This is a genomic window from Bradyrhizobium erythrophlei (genome assembly GCF_900129505.1).
GTDB classification, from domain to species: domain Bacteria; phylum Pseudomonadota; class Alphaproteobacteria; order Rhizobiales; family Xanthobacteraceae; genus Bradyrhizobium; species Bradyrhizobium erythrophlei_D.
Window position 1 is genome coordinate 3311366 of the sequence record NZ_LT670818.1, and the last position, 17934, is coordinate 3329299.

Below are 17934 nucleotides of genomic sequence, written 5' to 3' on the forward strand. Positions count from 1 at the left end.
TCTTAGCTGGGCGCAGTGCGAAGGGTAGGAATTGTGCGTCGATGCTCATGTCAACTCCTCTTTCGCGGAAAGCCGGATGTCTTCTCCGCCCGAAGCTCGAGCGAACTACTGAAATGATAGGTGGGAGGCATCGCGGAGCCACTAAAATGGCGTTTAGGACACGAAATTCGAGTTCAATCGAGACGTGCGGAGCTTTGGGTCGAATCCAGCTGCCCGGACCCGATCTGATTTGATGCGAGATCGTCCATTTTGGACCCTCTAACCCAAGCTATCTCGTTACTTCGACCGCGCGCGCTGCTGTGAAAGCAACTGGATGCATCGGGCCGCTGGTCAGTCCGATTGCAGAAAACGATGGCGTGTTTTCTTGCGTGGTAGCTCAGGGAAGTTGTCTGTTTCAAATGGCTGGGCGGGATTCGAGAAAACTCGAAGAGGATGATTTTCCTGCTGAGGGCTTCCGCACCGTAATGAATCCTCGGAAACGGCGATAGTTCGCCGAGCCCGCTTGCAAAGAAGCTCTTTGAGGTGCCCGGACTGCAACTGACGCAGATCGGCGACCCGGGCGAGGGAGCTGTCACCCGGATATTGGGCGGACGCACCGTCTTTGACGACAGCGTTTCCCCAAGGATCGGGTATGGCGCGGCCTGGCATCGCAGCGCCGATCCTCGCGTCCGCGAGGATCGGCGTCGCAACTTAGCGCTCTTCGTCGTAATATGGATTCTGAAGCGCAGCATCCGGCACGGGGCTATAGTGAAGGTGCCAGCTGCCAAGGCGCTGACATTGGCCGACGCCGGCCATCAGCTGGCCGGCGTTCATCGCGGGCCCGTCGTCGGCAACAGCGTCGCCCGCGGGCGTTGTGCAGGAGCCCGGGCCACGGCCCGCCGCAAGGCTGGCGCCTGGTGTTACCAGTGGCAGGATCGCTGCAAGCGCGACTGCCGCACTCAGAGTTCTCAGATTTTTCATCGTTGCTCCATTTCTTCGGTTTGAAACCATCCCGCCGTCGGTCATCGACGCCGTTACATTCTGATGTAGGTTCGCAATCCGCCGGTACCTACTAAATTGTGTTTTAGAGAATGGCCTGTTTTGAATAGGCGAAGGCCTATTTCGACGGGCACCCGCGAATCGCATGATGGGCGTACGTTTCAAGCGTTTGTCAGATCCCGCCTCAACAACATGAAGGAATGGTGCTTGGTTGTAACGATGATGCCGCATCGTGCGGGATCAGGGGTTGATAGCTTGCCTGAAATGTCCAACTAAATTCGCGTTTATTGTTTTGGCGCCGCCTCAGCGAGGTCTTTGCAAGCATCGAGTTGAATTCGAATATTGTGTCTGTGAATTTTGAGTTAATCGTCGAAACATAACGTTGAGTGTTCGCGCGTCCGACTTAGAAAAATTAACAATATTGTTATTTGAGCGGGCGGCGGTCGTTCCCGATATTTATCGTATCAACTGTGTTGGTGAGCATTTATCCATCACGGAATATCTCACGGCTATCGTGCCGACGATAATGGAGAGCGCAATGAGGGAAGACGAAGTTGCGGGGGTCGGCGACTACGAGGGAGCGGCCGCGGGGTGGGGTGCCCTGAAAGCCGTGGCAGATGCCGTTCGCGGTCAGAAGGCCATTGTGAAAGAGACTCGCGGTCTTCTTACCATGAACCAGCCGCACGGGTTCGATTGCCCGGGCTGCGCCTGGCCCGATCCGAAGCATACGTCGTCGTTCGAGTTCTGCGAGAATGGAGCGAAAGCCGTCTCATGGGAAGCGACCGCCAAGCGAACGACACCGGAGTTCTTTGCGGCGCATACGGTCAGCGAACTCTGGAATTGGCCGGACTTCGACCTGGAGAATGAGGGTCGTCTCACGCACCCGATGGCCTACGACCGGGCAACGGATCGATACCTGCCCATTTCCTGGGACAAGGCGCTGGCGAAAATCGGCGCCGCGCTGCGTGGATTGCCACACCCCGATATGGCGGAGTTTTACACATCCGGCCGCGCCTCCAACGAGGCGGCTTTCCTCTATCAGGTGTTTGCGCGGGAATACGGAACCAACAACTTTCCCGACTGCTCGAACATGTGTCACGAGGCGACGAGCGTCGGCCTGCCGGAGTCGATCGGGGTTGGCAAGGGAACAGTGACTTTGGAGGATTTCCAGTATGCCGACGCGGTCTTTTGCATCGGACACAATCCCGGGACCAATCATCCGCGCATGCTGACGACGCTGCGCGAGGTCTCGAAGCGAGGCGTGCCGATCATCGTGTTAAACCCGCTTCGTGAGCGCGGGCTGGAGCGGTTTACGTCGCCGCAGCACCCCGTCGAGATGTTGACGCTGAATTCGACGCCGATCGCGTCAACCTACCATCTGGTGAAGGTCGGCGGGGACATCGCAGTGCTGAAGGGAATCATGAAGACCGTCGTGGCACTCGACGCGAAAAGTCTTGCGGAAGGAGGTCCCGGTGTCCTCGACCGCGAATTTATTGGGAGGCATACAACGGGCATCGATGAACTACTGGCTGACCTTGATGCAACCTCCTGGGTTGCGATTGAGCAGGCGTCGGGTCTGTCGCGCTCAGATATCGAGTTCGCGGGCGGTATCTACGCCAAGGCAGAGCGGGTCATCATCAATTACGGCATGGGGATCACCCAGCATCGCCACGGCACGGGCAATGTGCAGCAGATCGCCAATCTGTTGATGCTCCGCGGCAATATCGGTCGCAAGGGCGCCGGCATTTCTCCGCTGCGCGGCCACTCCAATGTGCAGGGAGATCGCACGGTCGGCATTACTGAGATTCCAAGTGATGCGCTTCTGAACGCAATAGGCCGCGTCTTCGGATTTGAACCGCCGCGCAACAAGGGCCACAACGCGCTCGAAGCGGTCGAGGCGATTCGGGACGGGCGCTCGAAGGCTCTGGTCTGTCTTGGCGGCAATCTTGCCGTTGCGATGTCCGACCCGGAAGTGACGTTCAAGGCGATGCGGAATCTCGATCTTGCGGTTCATATCGCCACCAAGCTAAATCGCTCCCATTTGCTGTTGGCGAAACAATCTTTCATTCTTCCCTGCCTGGGGCGGACCGAGATTGACACTCAGGCGAGCGGTCCCCAGTCGATTACCGTGGAAGATTCAATGTCGATGGTTCACGCTTCGCGCGGCGGACTGAAACCCGCGTCCGAGCATCTCAAGTCGGAACCAGCAATCATCGCGGAGATGGCGCGGGCAACGTTGCCGAACACGCGGGTCGGATGGGCGGAGCTGGTTTCAGATTATGGCAAGATCCGCGATTGCATCGAGGCGGTCTTTCCGGATTTTGCAGACTTCAATGCCCGGATCAAGCAGCCGGGTGGATTTCGGCTGCGCGTTGCTGCATCGGAGCGTGAGTGGCTGACACCGACGAAGAAGGCCAATTTTTTCGTATATTCCGGGCTCGATGAAGATCCGCGTGTCGCGAATCGTGAAGCTCTCACGCTCACAACAATCAGAAGTCATGATCAGTACAATACGACGATCTACGGCATGAATGATCGCTATCGTGGAGTTACGGGGCGCCGTGACGTCGTGTTCGTCAACGAACGCGATCTCTCCAGTCGCGGGCTGAAGCACGGCGATCTCGTCGATATGACGGTCGTACCCGATACTGTATCGAAGCCGGGGCAGCGGGTCATGCGCAATCTGACAGCGATCGCGTATGACATCGCGCAGGGCTCTGTCGCGGCGTACTATCCGGAGGCAAATGTCCTGGTTGCGCTCGATCAATACGACGTCAAATCCGGAACACCCTCTTACAAGTCGACTCCCGTTCTGATCTGCGCCGCGCAAAGCTAGATATAAAATGGATATGCGCGTGCGGCGAAGGGCGGCCGTCGTCGGTGCCGGCCAAGCAGCATACCGTATTCAATTGTGTGGGAAGCGTTTCGGATGAGTTGCGGGGTGAAAGAAGCGAGAAATTAGAGCATGAAATTGGCCATGCGGGAGCAGTTAAACTGTCGCATGGCGGGCGGCCGGCGGGGATCGAATCCCCTGCCAGCCTCCGAACCTGCAATGCGACCCGATCAGCACCGATCGCAGCGAGTTGCCTTTCGAAGGCCTGCTAAGCAGACATTGTCGCTGGCGCCCGTATTTTCGCGGCGCGCTTCCTGGCCGCCTTTCGCACTTTCTCAAACGCGCACGCTTCGATTTGGCGGACGCGTTCAAGCGACACGTTGAATTCCACCGCGAGATCTTCCAGCGTCGTTGGTTCGTTGGCCAAATGGCGGGCTTCGAAGATGCGACGTTCTCGGCCGGTTAGCACCTCGATTGCGCAGGCAAGCGCCTTATGCTGGTAGTGCCTTTCGTCCTGCTCGGCGACGATGGCTTCCGGCGAGGGGGACTGATCTACGAGGCAGTTCTGCCATTCTTCGGCGTCGTCTTCGTCCCGGATTTGTGCGTTGAGCGATGTATCACCGAGTATGCGGCGATCCATGTCAATAACTTCCCGATCCGTGACATCCAGGCTATTTGCAATCAGCGTTACTTGATCGGGACGCAGATCACGACCACCGTCCAGCGCAGATATTTTACGTTTGGCCGCGCCTAGCTTGAAGAAGAGCTTCTTCTGGTTTTTGGTAGTGCCGAGTTTTACAAGGGACCACGACCGCAGAATGTAGTCCTGTATCGAGGCCCTGATCCACCACACCGCGTAAGTGGCAAGGCGAAAGCCTCGTTCGGGCTCAAAGCGATTCACTGCCTGCATCAGGCCGACGTTGCCTTCGGAGATAATTTCCGAAGTGGGCAGACCGTAGCCGCGATAAGCCCTGGCAATTTTGGCGGCGAGACGCAGATGGCTCGTGACAAGCTGGTGTGCGGCATCATGGTCACCGCACTCGCGCCAACGCTTGGCGAGGTCGTACTCCTGGTCCCTTTCGAGTAACTCGAAACGGCGGATGTCGTGCAGATAACCGCTGTCGATGCTGTCCCTATTGAACGCAGTGTCGCGCGTAGCGGGACGAAATGCGAGCAGTGTGAATTCTGCATCGATGTTCATGTCAGCTCCTCTGTCGCAGAAAACCGGAGTCTTTCTTCCGCCCGAAGCTCGAGCGAATTACGAAATGATAGTCAGAGGACATTGGGGAGCCACTAAATTGGGCGTTTAGGTCATTAAATTCGGAGTGTGACCCTCGGGCGTGCGGGCGCCGCGCGCGTGCATCCCCTATTAGTTGCCTCATGCGCGGCCCCGCACGAGCCGGGCAAGGTGCCTCGTCCATCTCCGATGTCATGCTCCGGCGACTGAACGACACAAGCTGGCCAGGCCGGGTTTTGTGTCGGCGAGGATCGCATCGCTGTCGCCGACATTGGCCGGTCTCGGTGGCGAACTCTGCGAGAGCGGAGTCGCACTCAGAACGAAGCCCTCGCCACGGACGTTGCGAATCAAGGGCGCTTCGTTTGATCCGTCGACCTTGCGGCGCAGTCGGCCCAGATGAACATCGACAAGGTTCGTTTTAGGAACGAATTTATAATGCCATACCTCCTTCAAGAGGGTTGCCCGCGTCAGCAATGTGTCGCTTCGTTGCATCATGTACTTGAGCAACTGAAACTCGCGCGGCCGCAGATTGATACGACGGTCGCCACGCTTCGCAGTGCGATCGAGCAGATCGAGCTCGATCGGCCCCACGCGCAGCACCGTTTCATTGAGCTGAACAGGCAGCCGGGCCAAAGAGTCTCCGCTGGGCAACAATTCAACTATCGTGAGTGGCGTTTTGGAGGGGGCGTCAGTTCGCTGGCAAGACCCGCGCATTCGATCAATCATCTTCGCGAGTGTGTTTGAGAGCAGCGAATGAACATCGGCGCCCCGGGAGACGAGCTCCGATTGGACTTCCGCGGGTATTTCATGGACGTGGAAACGCACCAGAATGGGTAAGCCGTCGATATCGGCCAGAACCTCCGCCGTTTCATTCTGCAACCTCGGCGCCAGCCGCGTGTTCCGAACGGCACTACAATGCCCTCCCGATCTGGGTGATGAATTTTGCGAATGTATTGAGCCCGATCTCGGCTCCGAAACCCCCGAATCGGAATCGGCACCGATGAATGCCGTGTCGGTCCGATGGCGGGTATCAAGGCTGGTGTTATGAGTGCTCATCGCAACGTCCTTTCCCTTGACTTCGGATTGGTCTCCGATGGCCGAATTGGTTGATCGTTCAGCAGATCTCGTAGTCGAGTCCTTTTGCGCATAAGCGGCAAATCGAGGAGGGGGCCGTCATCCTAGACTAATCCTGATGCTCTTGACTGATTTGCAAGAAGCAGGATCGCAATATTGCAGCGATCGGCGTAGCAATCATGATTGCAGTAGGCGAGCCGCGTTCCGACTTCTCGGAGGTAACCCGCCCCGATCGGCTGATCGCACCTCACACACAAGGATCGTCGGCAGGGTGTCCTTCCATTCACCAGTACGAATCTCATGTCGCGTTTCCCAATTGTCGCTCTAGCTTGCTGCGAAATCCTGGACGTCGAGACATTGGCGCGTACTGCTTGCCGCAGCCGTTGTCAGGCGGCGGCTTGCTCGACGTAACCATTTGTAACCTCCCGACGGGTCCTGAAGCGTTCTGCGCACTTCGTTGAACAGAGTGCGGTTCGCCAGGAGTAACGTTCGGATTAAGCCACAGATCGCGCAACGCTTGGCCGCGCCGTTACGAACATATTGCGGAGTGCTGCACATTATTGCCTCCTCTGGACCTGGCGTGCGGAGTGGTTGGTGCCTGCCTCGTTTGCTGGCTCGTTGACCTGGATCGTAGACATGCCGTCACCTGCAACAGGCGCTTCCGATTGGCAGCGAGACTAAGCTGATGCCGAGCAAGCCTCAATGATACATGGGTAAGAGCCCGATATTGAAAGGGATCGGCAAACTATACGGAGGTTTCGGGTGCCTTTTTTCGATGGCTCGATTGACCGGCGCAATGAGTCGGCCCGCAATGCTGTCATTAGATGCCGAACGAAGCCGATAGTCGCGCCACGCTCTGCATTCACGTTCAATCAAGATAAATGGGGTCAGCTATTCCCACTGGGGCTTTTCTCCGGGGCGACCAAGACACCTGCCGACGGTACTCGAATCCACTCCCGCAGGTAGCAGGTGCGATGCTGCGCCGGCGCTCACCGTCTCAGGTGTCAGTTCTGCCGCGATGTGCTTCCAGCGCGTTGTCGAGGTATTTGATCAAGGTGGGTCCAGCAAAGGGCTTGCGCAGGAAGCAAATTGCTCCGGCCTTCAGCGCTCGGGCGCGAACGTTCTCATCGGGAAAGGCCGTAATGAAAATGAATCGCGCACGGTGACCCTGGGCGCGCATATGGATGAGCAGATCCAAACCGCTCATCGCCGGCATTTGCACATCCGTAACTATGCACGACGCGCCCTGCAGTTGAGGCGACCGTAAGAAGTCCTCGGCCGAGGCAAATGTATGGACGATATACCCGTGCGACGAGAGAAGGTTGTTCGTCGCAGCACGGACGGACGCATCATCGTCAATGACGGCAATGTCCAAAGGCCTTGACAAGACGAACCTTCCAATTGCGGGAACCAAACGCAGCGCTCGTGCCACACAGCTAAGATGAGGCAGCGAGACAAGATTGCAAAATATACATAGGTTTACAAACCAGAGGCCCTCGCACGCCGAATTCCGAGCGTCTCCGCTATTCTGATCAAATCGGCCAACGACCTCGCGCCCATTTTCTTCATAATATGACCGCGATAGATCTTCACGGTAATCTCAGCGAGTCCAATCTCGGCTGCTACCTGTTTGTTCATCAGGCCAGAAGTGACCAAGGCCAAAACGTCCCGCTCGCGGGCGGTCAGTGTCTCAAACAGGGCCTGGAGGTTCGCGGTGATCTTCTCAGCCTCGCGCCTCTTCCGATCCCGCTCAATTGCCGCTAACACGGCATCCAGCATGTCTTGATCGCGAAACGGTTTCGTGAGGAAATCGACCGCGCCGCTCTTCATGGCCCTGACGGTCATCGGGATATCCCCATGGCCAGTCATAAAGATGATTGGAATGTGAATGTTCGCTTTGGCTAGTTCGTTTTGAGCGTCCAAGCCGCTCAATCCGGGCAATCTGATGTCGAGGACCAGGCAGCTGGTAACGTCCGGAAGCTGTCTTTGCAGTATTTCTGGCGCCGAACCGAACGCCTTGACCTGTAATCCAACCGATTGAAAAAGATTGGTGAGCGCCCTGCGCATGGATTCGTCGTCGTCGATGACGAAGACAATCGGCTCATTGGCGCGCGCGGGTTCAGGCGATGATTTGATCTGGTAAATCACAACATATCCTCCCGATGCTAAGGCAGGACGAATTGGAACGTCGCACCGCGCCCCCTCATTGCCGGAAGCCGGCAATTGTCCCCGGTGAGCTTCCACGATCGAACGGGCAGACCGACAGTCCCCTGCCTATGCGGCTGTATTTGGTGGTGAACAGCCGATCTGCGTTCTCGGAGGAGATCCCTATGCCGCAATCCGTCACACCGACGAATACGCCGGCCCGTCGCCTCCTGGCCATGTTGGATCACAAGTTCGCGCCGCCGAACCGTGACGGATTCCGCCGCTTCAATACCGTTCATCGCCAAGTTGTTAATTACCTGCTGCAATTGGACCCGATCACCCAGGATCAGAGTAGCGTGTGTGCCAACTGCGTTCGCAAGGCCAGCTAACAGCTGATTAACTGAAGGTGCACCAGCTCGATGGTCTCCCGAACGACGCCTTTAACGTCCAGCAGCAACTTCTAAATGCCGGCCGTGTTTCCTGCGGCATGTGGGCTCACTGTTTCGATGGCGTTGATGATTAAACTAACCATAAGCCGTAGCAGTTGAACTCGATCGCCCTGAACCGGCGGCAAGTCCTTTGCCAGTTTCATCCGCACCCACAGCGTTGATCTCCAGGCGTCCCCTCCGTGGCGGCGCTTTCTTTGATCAGCGCATAGGTGCGGTTAACGATGTCGCCAGTGCGCATTCCGTCCTTGACGATACAAGCGAGCAACCGCCCGCGACTGCTTCCGCATCTGTCGGCTGGGCGAGGAGCAGCCGCAGAGCGGCTTCGGCGTTCATGACGACAGCACTGATAGGCTGGTTGATTTCGCCAATCGACGCCGATAGCTGCCTTAGGATCGGGACCCCGTTCGCGGACGCCAACTCGGTCTGAGGCATGGCCCACCTCCGAATTGAGGTAGTGTAGCAGCCGCCGGAGGGCTTTTCCTTAGGGCCGACCTTAAGAATTCTTAAATCGCGGCTGTCCCGGTGAGGTCGCCTGGCTGTGTCTCAAAGACTATACCTGTCGTCCATGCCCACCAACCGTGCGCTCGGATCGCGACTGGCGCGATGCTTGCGGTGCGTGGTTACCGTGGCTGGACGGTCCTGCTTTGGTCACGAGCTGTCGCTTTATTAGGCGGCAGGAGTATTGCGCGTGCCACAATGAAAGGCAAAATTTCAGCCGATCTAGTCCGCGAGGGCGGGATGTCTGAAGCAAGCGGAAATCTGGTCTATGCCTGCGATCAATGGGAGATCGACCTCAGCCGGCGCGAGCTGCGGTCGCGCGGGATTCCCGTGCCGCTCGGCGGCCGGGCCTTCGAGATCGTCACGGTCCTCGTAGAATCGGCCACCGAGCTCGTCACCAAGGACCATATGATGGAACGGGTGTGGCCGGGCGCGGTCGTCGGCGAAGGTACGCTCCACGTCCACATCTCAGCGGTCCGCAAGGCGCTAGGCCCTGATCGAGCCATGCTGAAGACGGTCTCCGGTCGCGGCTATCGCCTGCTCGGGAGCTGGACCACTCAGCAGCGGGAAGGGAGCGCCCCGCCGGTCTATTCACCTCTGACCCGTACATCCGGAGCGCCGCCGGCGAACAATTTTCCCGCGCTTATTAACCGCCTGATCGGTCGGGCCGCGGCTGCGCAGTTTGTGCGAGACCTCGTCTCTGCCTATCGGGTGGTGACCTTGACGGGCCCTGGTGGCATCGGGAAGACCTCGCTCGCCATCAAAGCCGTCCGTTACCTCCTGCCCGACTTTGAAGACGGGGGGTGGATCGTCGAACTGGCCTCGCTGTCCGACCCCGGCCTCGTCCCGTCTACGGTAGCCAGCACGCTCGGGCTGAAGCTCGCCGGCGAGATTTCGGCGGAGTCTGTCGCTCGCGCCGTTGGTGGAAGACATCTCGTGCTTGTGCTCGATAATTGCGAACACGTCATCGACGCGGTGGCGAACCTGGCCGAGACCTTCACGCGCTTGTGCCCGCGCACCACGATTGTGGCAACCAGCCGCGAAGTCCTGCGGATCGACGGCGAGTCCGTCTATCGCGTCCCGCCGCTCGACGTGCCCGCCCTCGGGCAAGCGGCGCCGGACTACATCATGCAATACAGCGCGGTGGAGCTGTTCGTCGCCAGGACAAAAGCGCTGAGCGCAGGCTTCTCGCCGCACGCCGAAGACCTCGGGTCGATTGCCACGATCTGTCGACACCTCGACGGCATACCGCTCGCTATCGAGTTCGCGGCGGCTCGCGCCGCTGTTCTCAGCGTTCAAGGGGTAGCCGCCGGCTTGCGCGATCGCTTCGCGCTGTTGACGGCCGGCCGCCGCACGGCGCTTCCGCGGCACCGGACACTGCGCGCGACGCTCGATTGGAGCCATGAGCTGCTGCCGGAAACAGAGCGGCGGTTGCTGCGGCGCCTGGCCGTCTTCCCCGGGGGATTCACCATCGATGCCGCCGCCGCCGTCATGAAGGATACCGGATTCGATGCATCAGCGGTGCTGGACGGCATCGCCAATCTCGTCGCAAAATCGTGGGTCGCGCTGGACAAATCGGGCGCCGGCGCCCGCTGGACTCTGCCGGAAACGATCCGTGCCTACGCGCTCGAGAAGCTTGTCGAGCACGCCGAGGCCGACGTCGCCGCGGGGCGCCAAGCATTCTATTTTCGCGATCTCGTCACGCCGCAGGCACGAGGCGCCAGATCGTCTTTATCGGATGAGGACTTGGCGCGCCGTGTTCGAGAGATCGACAACGTTCGCGCGGCGCTCGACTGGTCCTTCTCCTCAGCCGGAGACCCGGCGATTGGCGTCGACCTCACAGCCGCCTATGCGCCGGTCTGGCGACACCTGTCGCTGATGCGTGAATGCCGCGAACGCTGCGAACGCGCGCTGCTCAGTCTTGAACCGCGTGTGACCGCGAACAGATCGCTGCGAATGGAGCTGCAGATGGCCCTCGCGAGTGCGATCTTCGTCACTATGGGTCCCGCAGAACAGACAAAAACCCTCCTGACCGAGGCACTCGAAACCGCCGATGCGCTGAATGATCTCAATGCGCAGGCGGGGGGTCTGTCGACGCTGTTAGCCGTTTACTCTTTTCGCGGGGAATACGGTAGGGCGCAGATCGCGGCGGAACGGATCGAGCAAATTGCTCATCGTATTGACGACCCGTTACTCATCCGTTTCGCCTATCAGCAAATGGGCGCCATGCTAATCACGAGAGGCAGACCTCGCGAGGCCCAGCAATATTTGGAACGCGTTCTTCGATTTCCCGCGGTGCCGGGGGGGCGCCATAGCGCGATTTATTACGATTCGAACGACCATGCAGCGGCCCGGGCGATGTTGGCTCGGGCGCTTTGGATGCAGGGTTTCGCGGAACAGGCGCTCAATGAAGCTCACCTCAGCCTGAAAGAGCTGCAAGGCACAGATCACCAACTCCAGCTTTGTCGGATTCTGTATCACGGCATCTGCCGCATCGCGACGATGACAGGTGACGTCGCAACCGCCGATCGGGAGATCGCGCGTTTAATCGAGGCGGCCACCCGTTTGAACGCGCTCCTCTGGGCGACCGCGGGTCACTTCCTGAAAGGGAAGTTGCTGGTCGAACGGGGCGAGTTCGCGCAAGGCCTGCTGATATTGCGCGACGCCTTCGAGACGTGCGGCCGAACCGGGTGGCGCCTGTCGTATCCGGAGTTCAAGGGCGCTCTCGCGTTGGCGTTTGCCGGGACAGGGCTGCTCGACGAGGCTCTCGGCGCCTTGGACGACGCGATGGCGGCTGCCGGCGAGGACGGGCACGGGTGGTATGCCCCTGAGTTGCTCCGCATCAAAGGCGAAGTGCTGCTCCAGCAAGCCGCGGATCAGTCCGCCCTGGCGGCCGAAGATTGCTTTAACCAGGCGGCCCAAATGGCTCGCGAGCAGGGCGCTCTATTCTGGGAGCTGCGGGTCGCCCTCACCATTGCCCGTTTGAGGGTGAGTCAAGGTCGCCGCCACGAGGCGAGAGCACCGCTTGCATCGGTTTATGATCGGTTTACCGAAGGTTTTGCGACCGCGGATCTGCAGGCCGCCCGCACCATGCTTGAGGGGGTGCCGCCATAATGCAGGGCGTTGGGAGAATCGCCGTGAGGAACGTCAGAAAAGGCGCGTAAACTGCACCCGGTATTCGCTAGTACCTCGTCACAGTGATTATGACTGGTTGATTTTGAGCCAATCCAGGATGGGCAGGTCTTTCGGCGCAACGAGGATCTGGATGCTTCGGGCGACGCCGGGTTGACGCCGAATGAGGCCATTTCGTTCGAGCGTCACAATCATCTGGTGGACCGAGGGCGGGCTGACTTGAAAGTGGCGCTGGCACAAAAAAATGATCGACGGGGAGAGACATTCAGCCGCACGAGGTTGAACACTCTGGTGCCGCACCGCAGCCAACGCGCGGCAGCGCTGGATGACCCGAGCACCGTCCGCGCCAGCCATGCTGGCTCGGCGAGGAATCCCCGCCGAAGCCGTCGGGCGAAAGCCCAAACCGCGATCACGCGGCTCGGACGTAACCGTAACGCAAATTCGAGGGCTCCTTGGCGGCGAACTCATACTTGCTCTTCAAGGCGGCCAGCCGGTCCTCGGAAAAGGCCGGCATCCTGATATTTTCGGCGGCCTTGAGATTGATCCGGTACATGCGGGCTGCGTTGCCGCCGAAGATCAACTGCTTGACCGCGCTGTCGGCGCCACCGAGCGGAGCAAAACCATATTTCTTCTGCATATCCTCCGGGATTTCGAGCCGACGCAGCGCCTCTATCTGCCACTGGGGCGACCCGTACCAAACTGAGTCGGTGCCCCACAGGACATGATCGACCCCCATACCCTTGATCAGCGTGCCGACCAGAGCGGCGCAGAATTTGGGATGCGCCACGGCCGAGTTGGCAAACGACGTGCCAAGCTCCGCATAGACGTTAGTGACCCCGAACTTCTGCGGAATTTCCGCGAGATCGGTGGCCCACTGGATGCGGCCCGTGGACTCGAATTCGGCCCAGGCCTGATCGGGCAGCTCAAGGAATGGACGCAGCGCCGAGTGATAGATGACGAAGTTCATCTGCGGCCAGTCTTTGGCAGCCTTGCCGATGTCCCAGGCGGTCGCGTATTCCCATACGCCGGCGAAGGATTTCTCGTAATCGGGCGGCAGCAGACCCTTGTGGATACATAGCGTTGTAATCCCGGCTTTCACCGCCTTGTCGTAGAACGGATACATCACCTGCTCGTCGTCAAGCCGCCAGGGAAATTTCGACGGCGCGAGCGGGTCGCCGATCGTGTAGGACTTCCACGAATCCGGTTTGTAGACCGCGATCGCCTTGTCGACCTCATCCATCCAGCCTGGCTGCTTGGGTGTGATCACGCTGTGCGCCAGCAAGCGGCGTGAGCCCGCGAAGTCATTGATCATCTCGCGCGCCTTGGCGATCTGCTCGTTCGACAACAGCCACCAGCTCGGATCGTCGAACGGGGCGCCGCTCAGAAGCGCCATGGTGGTGTCGCTGTCGTAGTAGATCTCCTTCATGTAGTTCTGGAACTTGTAGCGGGCGAGCGACGACACGCCTTCCTGCTTCATCTGCGGATTCCAGTGCTGGCTGGCGAAGCTTGCGAGGTCCAGCAGCTCCGCGTGCTTGAAATCGTCGCGCACGAAGTGGGTTTGGACGTCGAAGACGAACTGCCCTGCGAGACTCTGCGCCCGCGCCAGCATCATTTCGGGCTCGTGGGCCTCGGCAGCCGTGACCTGGAAGACGTTGCCGTAGATCTCGTTCATGGCGAGGAAGGCGGCCGCCATACCGCAGCTCGTTTGCATGAACTGCCGGCGGTTCAAGCCGAGCTGTTTCCCGTTAAAGTCCGCCAACTCATTGATGCGCACTTCGACCTTCTTCTGGGTCGCGCTCTGCGAAGGCGGCAAATACTCGCCGTTCGATACAATCTGGGTCGGAATCGGCGTTGCGGCCGATGCCGCCTCGGCGCCTGCGACAAGGCGCTGTTCACGTTCACTGAGCCAACTACCCATCGTCGTCCTCCCTGTTTGCAGTGGTGATCGACCAGTCGACGGTCGTAACGGGAGGACGTTACACCCCGAATGTTCGCTATTGATAGGTAAAGGGACCTGTCGCGAACGTACGGCACGCGAGCGTGCGGCCAATCGATTTGCTCATCCGCAGCAACGCAGTCGCGGCTGGCCGGATTCAGCAGGTAACGTGAAAAAGTCCGATCTTTTTCGCACGCGAGTTGTTGAACGTATGAATCGCCCTGGCGGTGGGCTGCAACAGGACCGTGCAACCCTTTTTCGCAAAATACGCCTCAGCTTCCGGCGATAGATGCACATTGCCCATCTGGCCCGAGCCAAGAATTAGCTGCTCGCATCCGTTTTCAAAGACGAACTTCGCTTCGTCCTTCGAGAGCACATGCGAGGTGCCGTAGTACTTCTTCGACAGCTTTTTCTTCCGCTTGGCCACTTCGCCGGACAGACGAATGATCACGTCGTGTTCATAGGTCTTTCCGTCAATCGTGATGGTACCGAATGTCGTGCGTTCGATCTCCATGGCCTGACCTCTTCGTGATCTTGGCACGAGGCCCCGACTCAGCGTCGGCAGACGAGCCTGGCATCGATGTCAGGGCACCCTGCTTGTCGTCGCTCGATTCCCAGACCGCTCGCCCGTGTCGGCCAGCTTCGGCAGAGGCGGGCAACCGTGCCGTCGGTCCCGCGTCCAATCCCTTTCCCTCGGGATTGCTCCCTCCCGAGGTATGGCGGAGCCTACCATCCCGCAAGTGCGAGATCAGGCCGAAGTGTTATGGGGACGCTACAGCCCGGAATAGGCCACGAGCGCCGGTTCCCTGGAATGTCCGGTAACGGGCGCCCGAAACGGGCTTGCGAATGTCTGCTTAAGGTCATGAGAGCGGATCGTGCGCTCGCTAGGTCCTTGCTCCGGGCCCGATAACAACAAGCTGCCGTTCGGAATCAAGAATGACCCTTGTTCCGAACCGCTGACAATCCCCATCCAGCGTCTGCTGGATCCATTCAATGTCCCGCCACGATGGATTGGAGAGACGAAAGTTCTTGATCTGCAGGGGAACCAGTTTGAGCGCATGGAGGTTTCCGCTGGCCGGATTCAGGTCGGCGAAATACATCGACGCCAGGTCGTCACGGTAGCGCTCGTAACCACGGATCCCTTCATAGTCGTTCAGAAAATCACCGCAGCCATAGAGAATGAGACGATCTCGATAAATTTCGATCGCTCTCGGATGATGCGAAGAATGCCCGTGAACGATCGACACGCCTGCCTTGTCGATGAGGGCCCGGGCAAAAATCGTCTGCTCTTCCGGAATGTGATATCCCCAATTGGATCCCCAATGGATCGAAACGACGATGAGATCGCCCGGTCGCCTGAGCGCCATGACTTGGTCAGCGACCTCCAGCGCGCTCGCCTCGCACAGGTCAGGCAGCAAGTTGACGCCTGGAGCATCTGACGTCGCAGCCCACTCGAACGGGATGCCGCTCGATATCGATCCGAACGAAAAGATCAGGAGCCGCGCGTTGGCAAGGTTCAGCACAGCGGGTGCGCGCGCTTCGAGATCGGTGCGTCCTGCGCCCGTCGCTTTAACGTTGAGTTTCTGCAGTATAGTCAGTGTCTCAATTAGGCCGGCGCGGCCCCAATCGAGCACATGGTTGTTGGCCAACACACAACAATCGATCTTGGCGGCCGCCAGACATTCTGCATTCTCAGGGCTCATGCGGTAGTTGATGCCCTTGTTCGCCCGGTCATTGCTGCGGGTCACGGCCGTTTCGAGATTGATGATCCGCGCGTCCGGCTGCATGCGCTCCAATTGGCCCAGCGCGGCGCCCCAAACGTAGGACGACCCGTTGCGCTGCGGAATGGGCCCGTTCGCCTGCTCGGCGAGCAGCACGTAAGTCTCCGCCGTTCGCACGTGGCGTTCGTAAATCTCGGGGCTGCAGGGGTGCGCCAACACTTGGTCGATGCCGCGGCCGCACATGACATCTCCGCATAGAAAGAGCCGCACCGGTTTCCGGTCCCCAGCCGGCAAATGTCTTTCTTCGGGCATGAAATACCGCCTAGATCGTTGCGTCAGGCGTGAGATCCCCTGAACGCCGCCATCACCTCGGCCAGCATCTGCGCCTCGTCTCCCAGATAGCGCAGAGAGAAGTGAAGCGGCTCGACGCGGTGCACATTGGCTTCCCGCGCAATTTCCCCGGCAGCCGTGGTGTGGAAAACCTATTTGGGTAGCTTTCGACCCTATTCGGACATCCCGCGCGGAAACCTTCGTCAACCAGGCTCGAGCCCGTGCGTTTCGATTGTCGGTGCCGCGGCCGGTGCGGTGAGAAATATGATCAGCGCCGTGGCCGCGTCCGCCTCCTTCGCCGCAGTAGGAACTCCGCCGGAATATATGGTGATGTTTTGGATACCCGCCGGCAGGGGCCCAGATATTTGATGCCTTTCAGCGAAATGAGCTCGCTTATCTGCTGGAAGCCGATTCCGGCATCGCCGCGCGCAACCACCTCGCCAACGGGTTCACCGGGCTTCACTACTGCGGTCTTTAATTTGACTTGGTCGGCGATGCCCAACTTCTGGAACATGCTGACGATATAGATGCCGCTTGATCCTGCAGAGTATGCAACGGATTTCGCAGTTAGCACTGACTTCTTTACTGCGTCGGCCGAGCTGATGTCCGGCTCCGGCGTACCGACCTGTATAGCCACTCCAATGCCCATTTTTGCAAAATTTGCCCGGCTGTCGGGGACGAGCTTGCGTTGCTTGATCAACTCGTCAGTCCCGCTGTTGCCCAAGATGACCAAATCGGCGGCTTCTCCAGCCATAATGCGTTTCTGGACGGCAGGGGTGCTCGTCCACACCGCCGCGACGGTATGCCCGGGTGCCCTTTCGAACTGCGGCAGCAGTTCCAGATACGCATCCTTTAAGGCGGCAGCAGCAAGGAGTTTGATCTCGGCGCTCTGAGCCACCCCAGGTATGAACAGACTCGCTGCTACGGCGAATCAATCGCAGTGTCGATCTTCCGCACCATGTGATAATGTGGCAACGTCGGTGCTTTCCAACCAAGACTCTAGCGTGGCCCCGCAGACTTTACAGGATGCGTGACTGGTGTGCGGCACTAAGAACTTGGCATCGGTGCGTTTGTACTCAGCGCCGCAATTGCATCGGACAATTGTCGCCGTTCTCGGAATATGCGCCTACGGCACTCCGAAACAAGTGGAAACCCGACGCCACAATCAAACTGATCCACTACCGGCGTTTGGGTGCGAAGCCCCATGAATCATCCGCCAGTGGCGGATATCTCGGCATACAATGCCTTCAAAGGTTCCAAAGCCTCGATGCGGCGCGCGCGTCCCCCTCCGGCGTGAGCCTGCGGGCTTCGCCATGCCCTTCGTTCAGCCCGATAACGGCAGCAAGGATGTGTTCGTGCACATCTCCGCGGTCGACGGCACCGCCACGAACTGCGTGACAGTTGCGTGACAATAAGGATGCCAGGAAGCTGTCCCGGCGGTAAGGGCCGCCAGCAAAAGAACCTCAAGAGCTTCAAGCAGCACAAGCGCCGGCTGTAACGAACTCCTCGCCGCGCAAGACATCCCGATTATCGAAAAATCCGATGTGAGAGTCAGAAAGCGAACGGAAGCTCCGACGTTAGTCAGCCATATCTTTGGTCAG

The 17934-nt window shown here is 59.1% G+C and carries 13 protein-coding genes and 1 pseudogene; 4 read left to right on the plus strand and 10 right to left on the minus strand.

What is annotated here, in order from left to right:
- Window positions 1-690: 690 nt before the first annotated feature.
- Window positions 691-960 carry a hypothetical protein gene (locus B5525_RS15295; RefSeq protein WP_079566743.1) on the minus strand — a complete coding sequence of 90 codons (270 nt, stop codon included), beginning with the start codon at window positions 958-960 and terminating at the stop codon, window positions 691-693.
- Between the two features lie 556 nt (window positions 961-1516).
- Between B5525_RS15295 and B5525_RS15300 the strand changes: the two genes are divergently transcribed.
- Window positions 1517-3814: an FdhF/YdeP family oxidoreductase gene (locus B5525_RS15300; RefSeq protein WP_079566744.1), complete on the plus strand. Its 2298-nt coding sequence runs from the start codon at window positions 1517-1519 to the stop codon at window positions 3812-3814.
- A 265-nt stretch (window positions 3815-4079) separates the two neighbouring features.
- Here the strand turns inward: B5525_RS15300 and rpoH are convergent, their stop codons facing one another.
- The 4 genes from rpoH to B5525_RS15325 all read right to left on the minus strand — a co-directional run bounded on the left by rpoH (window position 4080) and on the right by B5525_RS15325 (window position 8270).
- Window positions 4080-5012 (minus strand): RNA polymerase sigma factor RpoH, encoded by a 933-nt coding sequence (gene rpoH / locus B5525_RS15305; RefSeq protein ID WP_079566745.1) that lies wholly within the window; start codon window positions 5010-5012, stop codon window positions 4080-4082.
- A gap of 228 nt (window positions 5013-5240) precedes the next feature.
- Complete coding sequence (locus tag B5525_RS15310; protein WP_197687925.1) at window positions 5241-5927, minus strand: winged helix-turn-helix domain-containing protein; 687 nt, start codon at window positions 5925-5927, stop codon at window positions 5241-5243.
- A gap of 1192 nt (window positions 5928-7119) precedes the next feature.
- Window positions 7120-7509 carry a response regulator transcription factor gene (locus B5525_RS15320; protein WP_079566748.1) on the minus strand — a complete coding sequence of 130 codons (390 nt, stop codon included), beginning with the start codon at window positions 7507-7509 and terminating at the stop codon, window positions 7120-7122.
- A gap of 92 nt (window positions 7510-7601) precedes the next feature.
- The gene (locus B5525_RS15325) at window positions 7602-8270 is read right to left on the minus strand and encodes a response regulator transcription factor (protein WP_244567908.1); all 669 of its coding nucleotides are present in this window, start codon (window positions 8268-8270) and stop codon (window positions 7602-7604) included.
- A 182-nt stretch (window positions 8271-8452) separates the two neighbouring features.
- Between B5525_RS15325 and B5525_RS15330 the strand changes: the two genes are divergently transcribed.
- Window positions 8453-8656 (plus strand): hypothetical protein, encoded by a 204-nt coding sequence (locus B5525_RS15330; protein ID WP_154073240.1) that lies wholly within the window; start codon window positions 8453-8455, stop codon window positions 8654-8656.
- A 798-nt stretch (window positions 8657-9454) separates the two neighbouring features.
- Window positions 9455-12328: an ATP-binding protein gene (locus B5525_RS15340; RefSeq protein WP_172899884.1), complete on the plus strand. Its 2874-nt coding sequence runs from the start codon at window positions 9455-9457 to the stop codon at window positions 12326-12328.
- Window positions 12329-12415: 87 nt separating this feature from the next.
- Here the strand turns inward: B5525_RS15340 and B5525_RS46310 are convergent, their stop codons facing one another.
- The 5 genes and pseudogenes from B5525_RS46310 to B5525_RS15365 form a co-directional block, all read right to left on the minus strand.
- Window positions 12416-12700 (minus strand): LexA family protein, encoded by a 285-nt coding sequence (locus B5525_RS46310; protein WP_244567909.1) that lies wholly within the window; start codon window positions 12698-12700, stop codon window positions 12416-12418.
- A gap of 55 nt (window positions 12701-12755) precedes the next feature.
- A complete protein-coding gene (locus B5525_RS15350; RefSeq protein ID WP_079566752.1) occupies window positions 12756-14264 on the minus strand; it encodes an amidohydrolase family protein in 1509 nt (502 codons plus the stop codon).
- A 175-nt stretch (window positions 14265-14439) separates the two neighbouring features.
- Window positions 14440-14796, minus strand: coding sequence for an Mth938-like domain-containing protein (locus B5525_RS15355; protein ID WP_079566753.1), 357 nt, complete (start codon window positions 14794-14796; stop codon window positions 14440-14442).
- Window positions 14797-15166: 370 nt separating this feature from the next.
- On the minus strand, window positions 15167-16315 hold the full coding sequence (locus B5525_RS15360; RefSeq protein ID WP_079566754.1) for a CapA family protein: 1149 nt from the start codon (window positions 16313-16315) through the stop codon (window positions 15167-15169).
- Window positions 16316-16536: 221 nt separating this feature from the next.
- A pseudogene (locus tag B5525_RS15365) lies at window positions 16537-17231 on the minus strand (substrate-binding domain-containing protein).
- Window positions 17232-17646: 415 nt separating this feature from the next.
- Here B5525_RS15365 and B5525_RS45350 point away from each other — a divergent pair.
- Entirely contained in the window at window positions 17647-17742 is a 96-nt protein-coding gene (locus B5525_RS45350) for a cold-shock protein (protein WP_172899886.1), read from the plus strand.
- The last annotated feature ends 192 nt before the right edge of the window (window positions 17743-17934 follow it).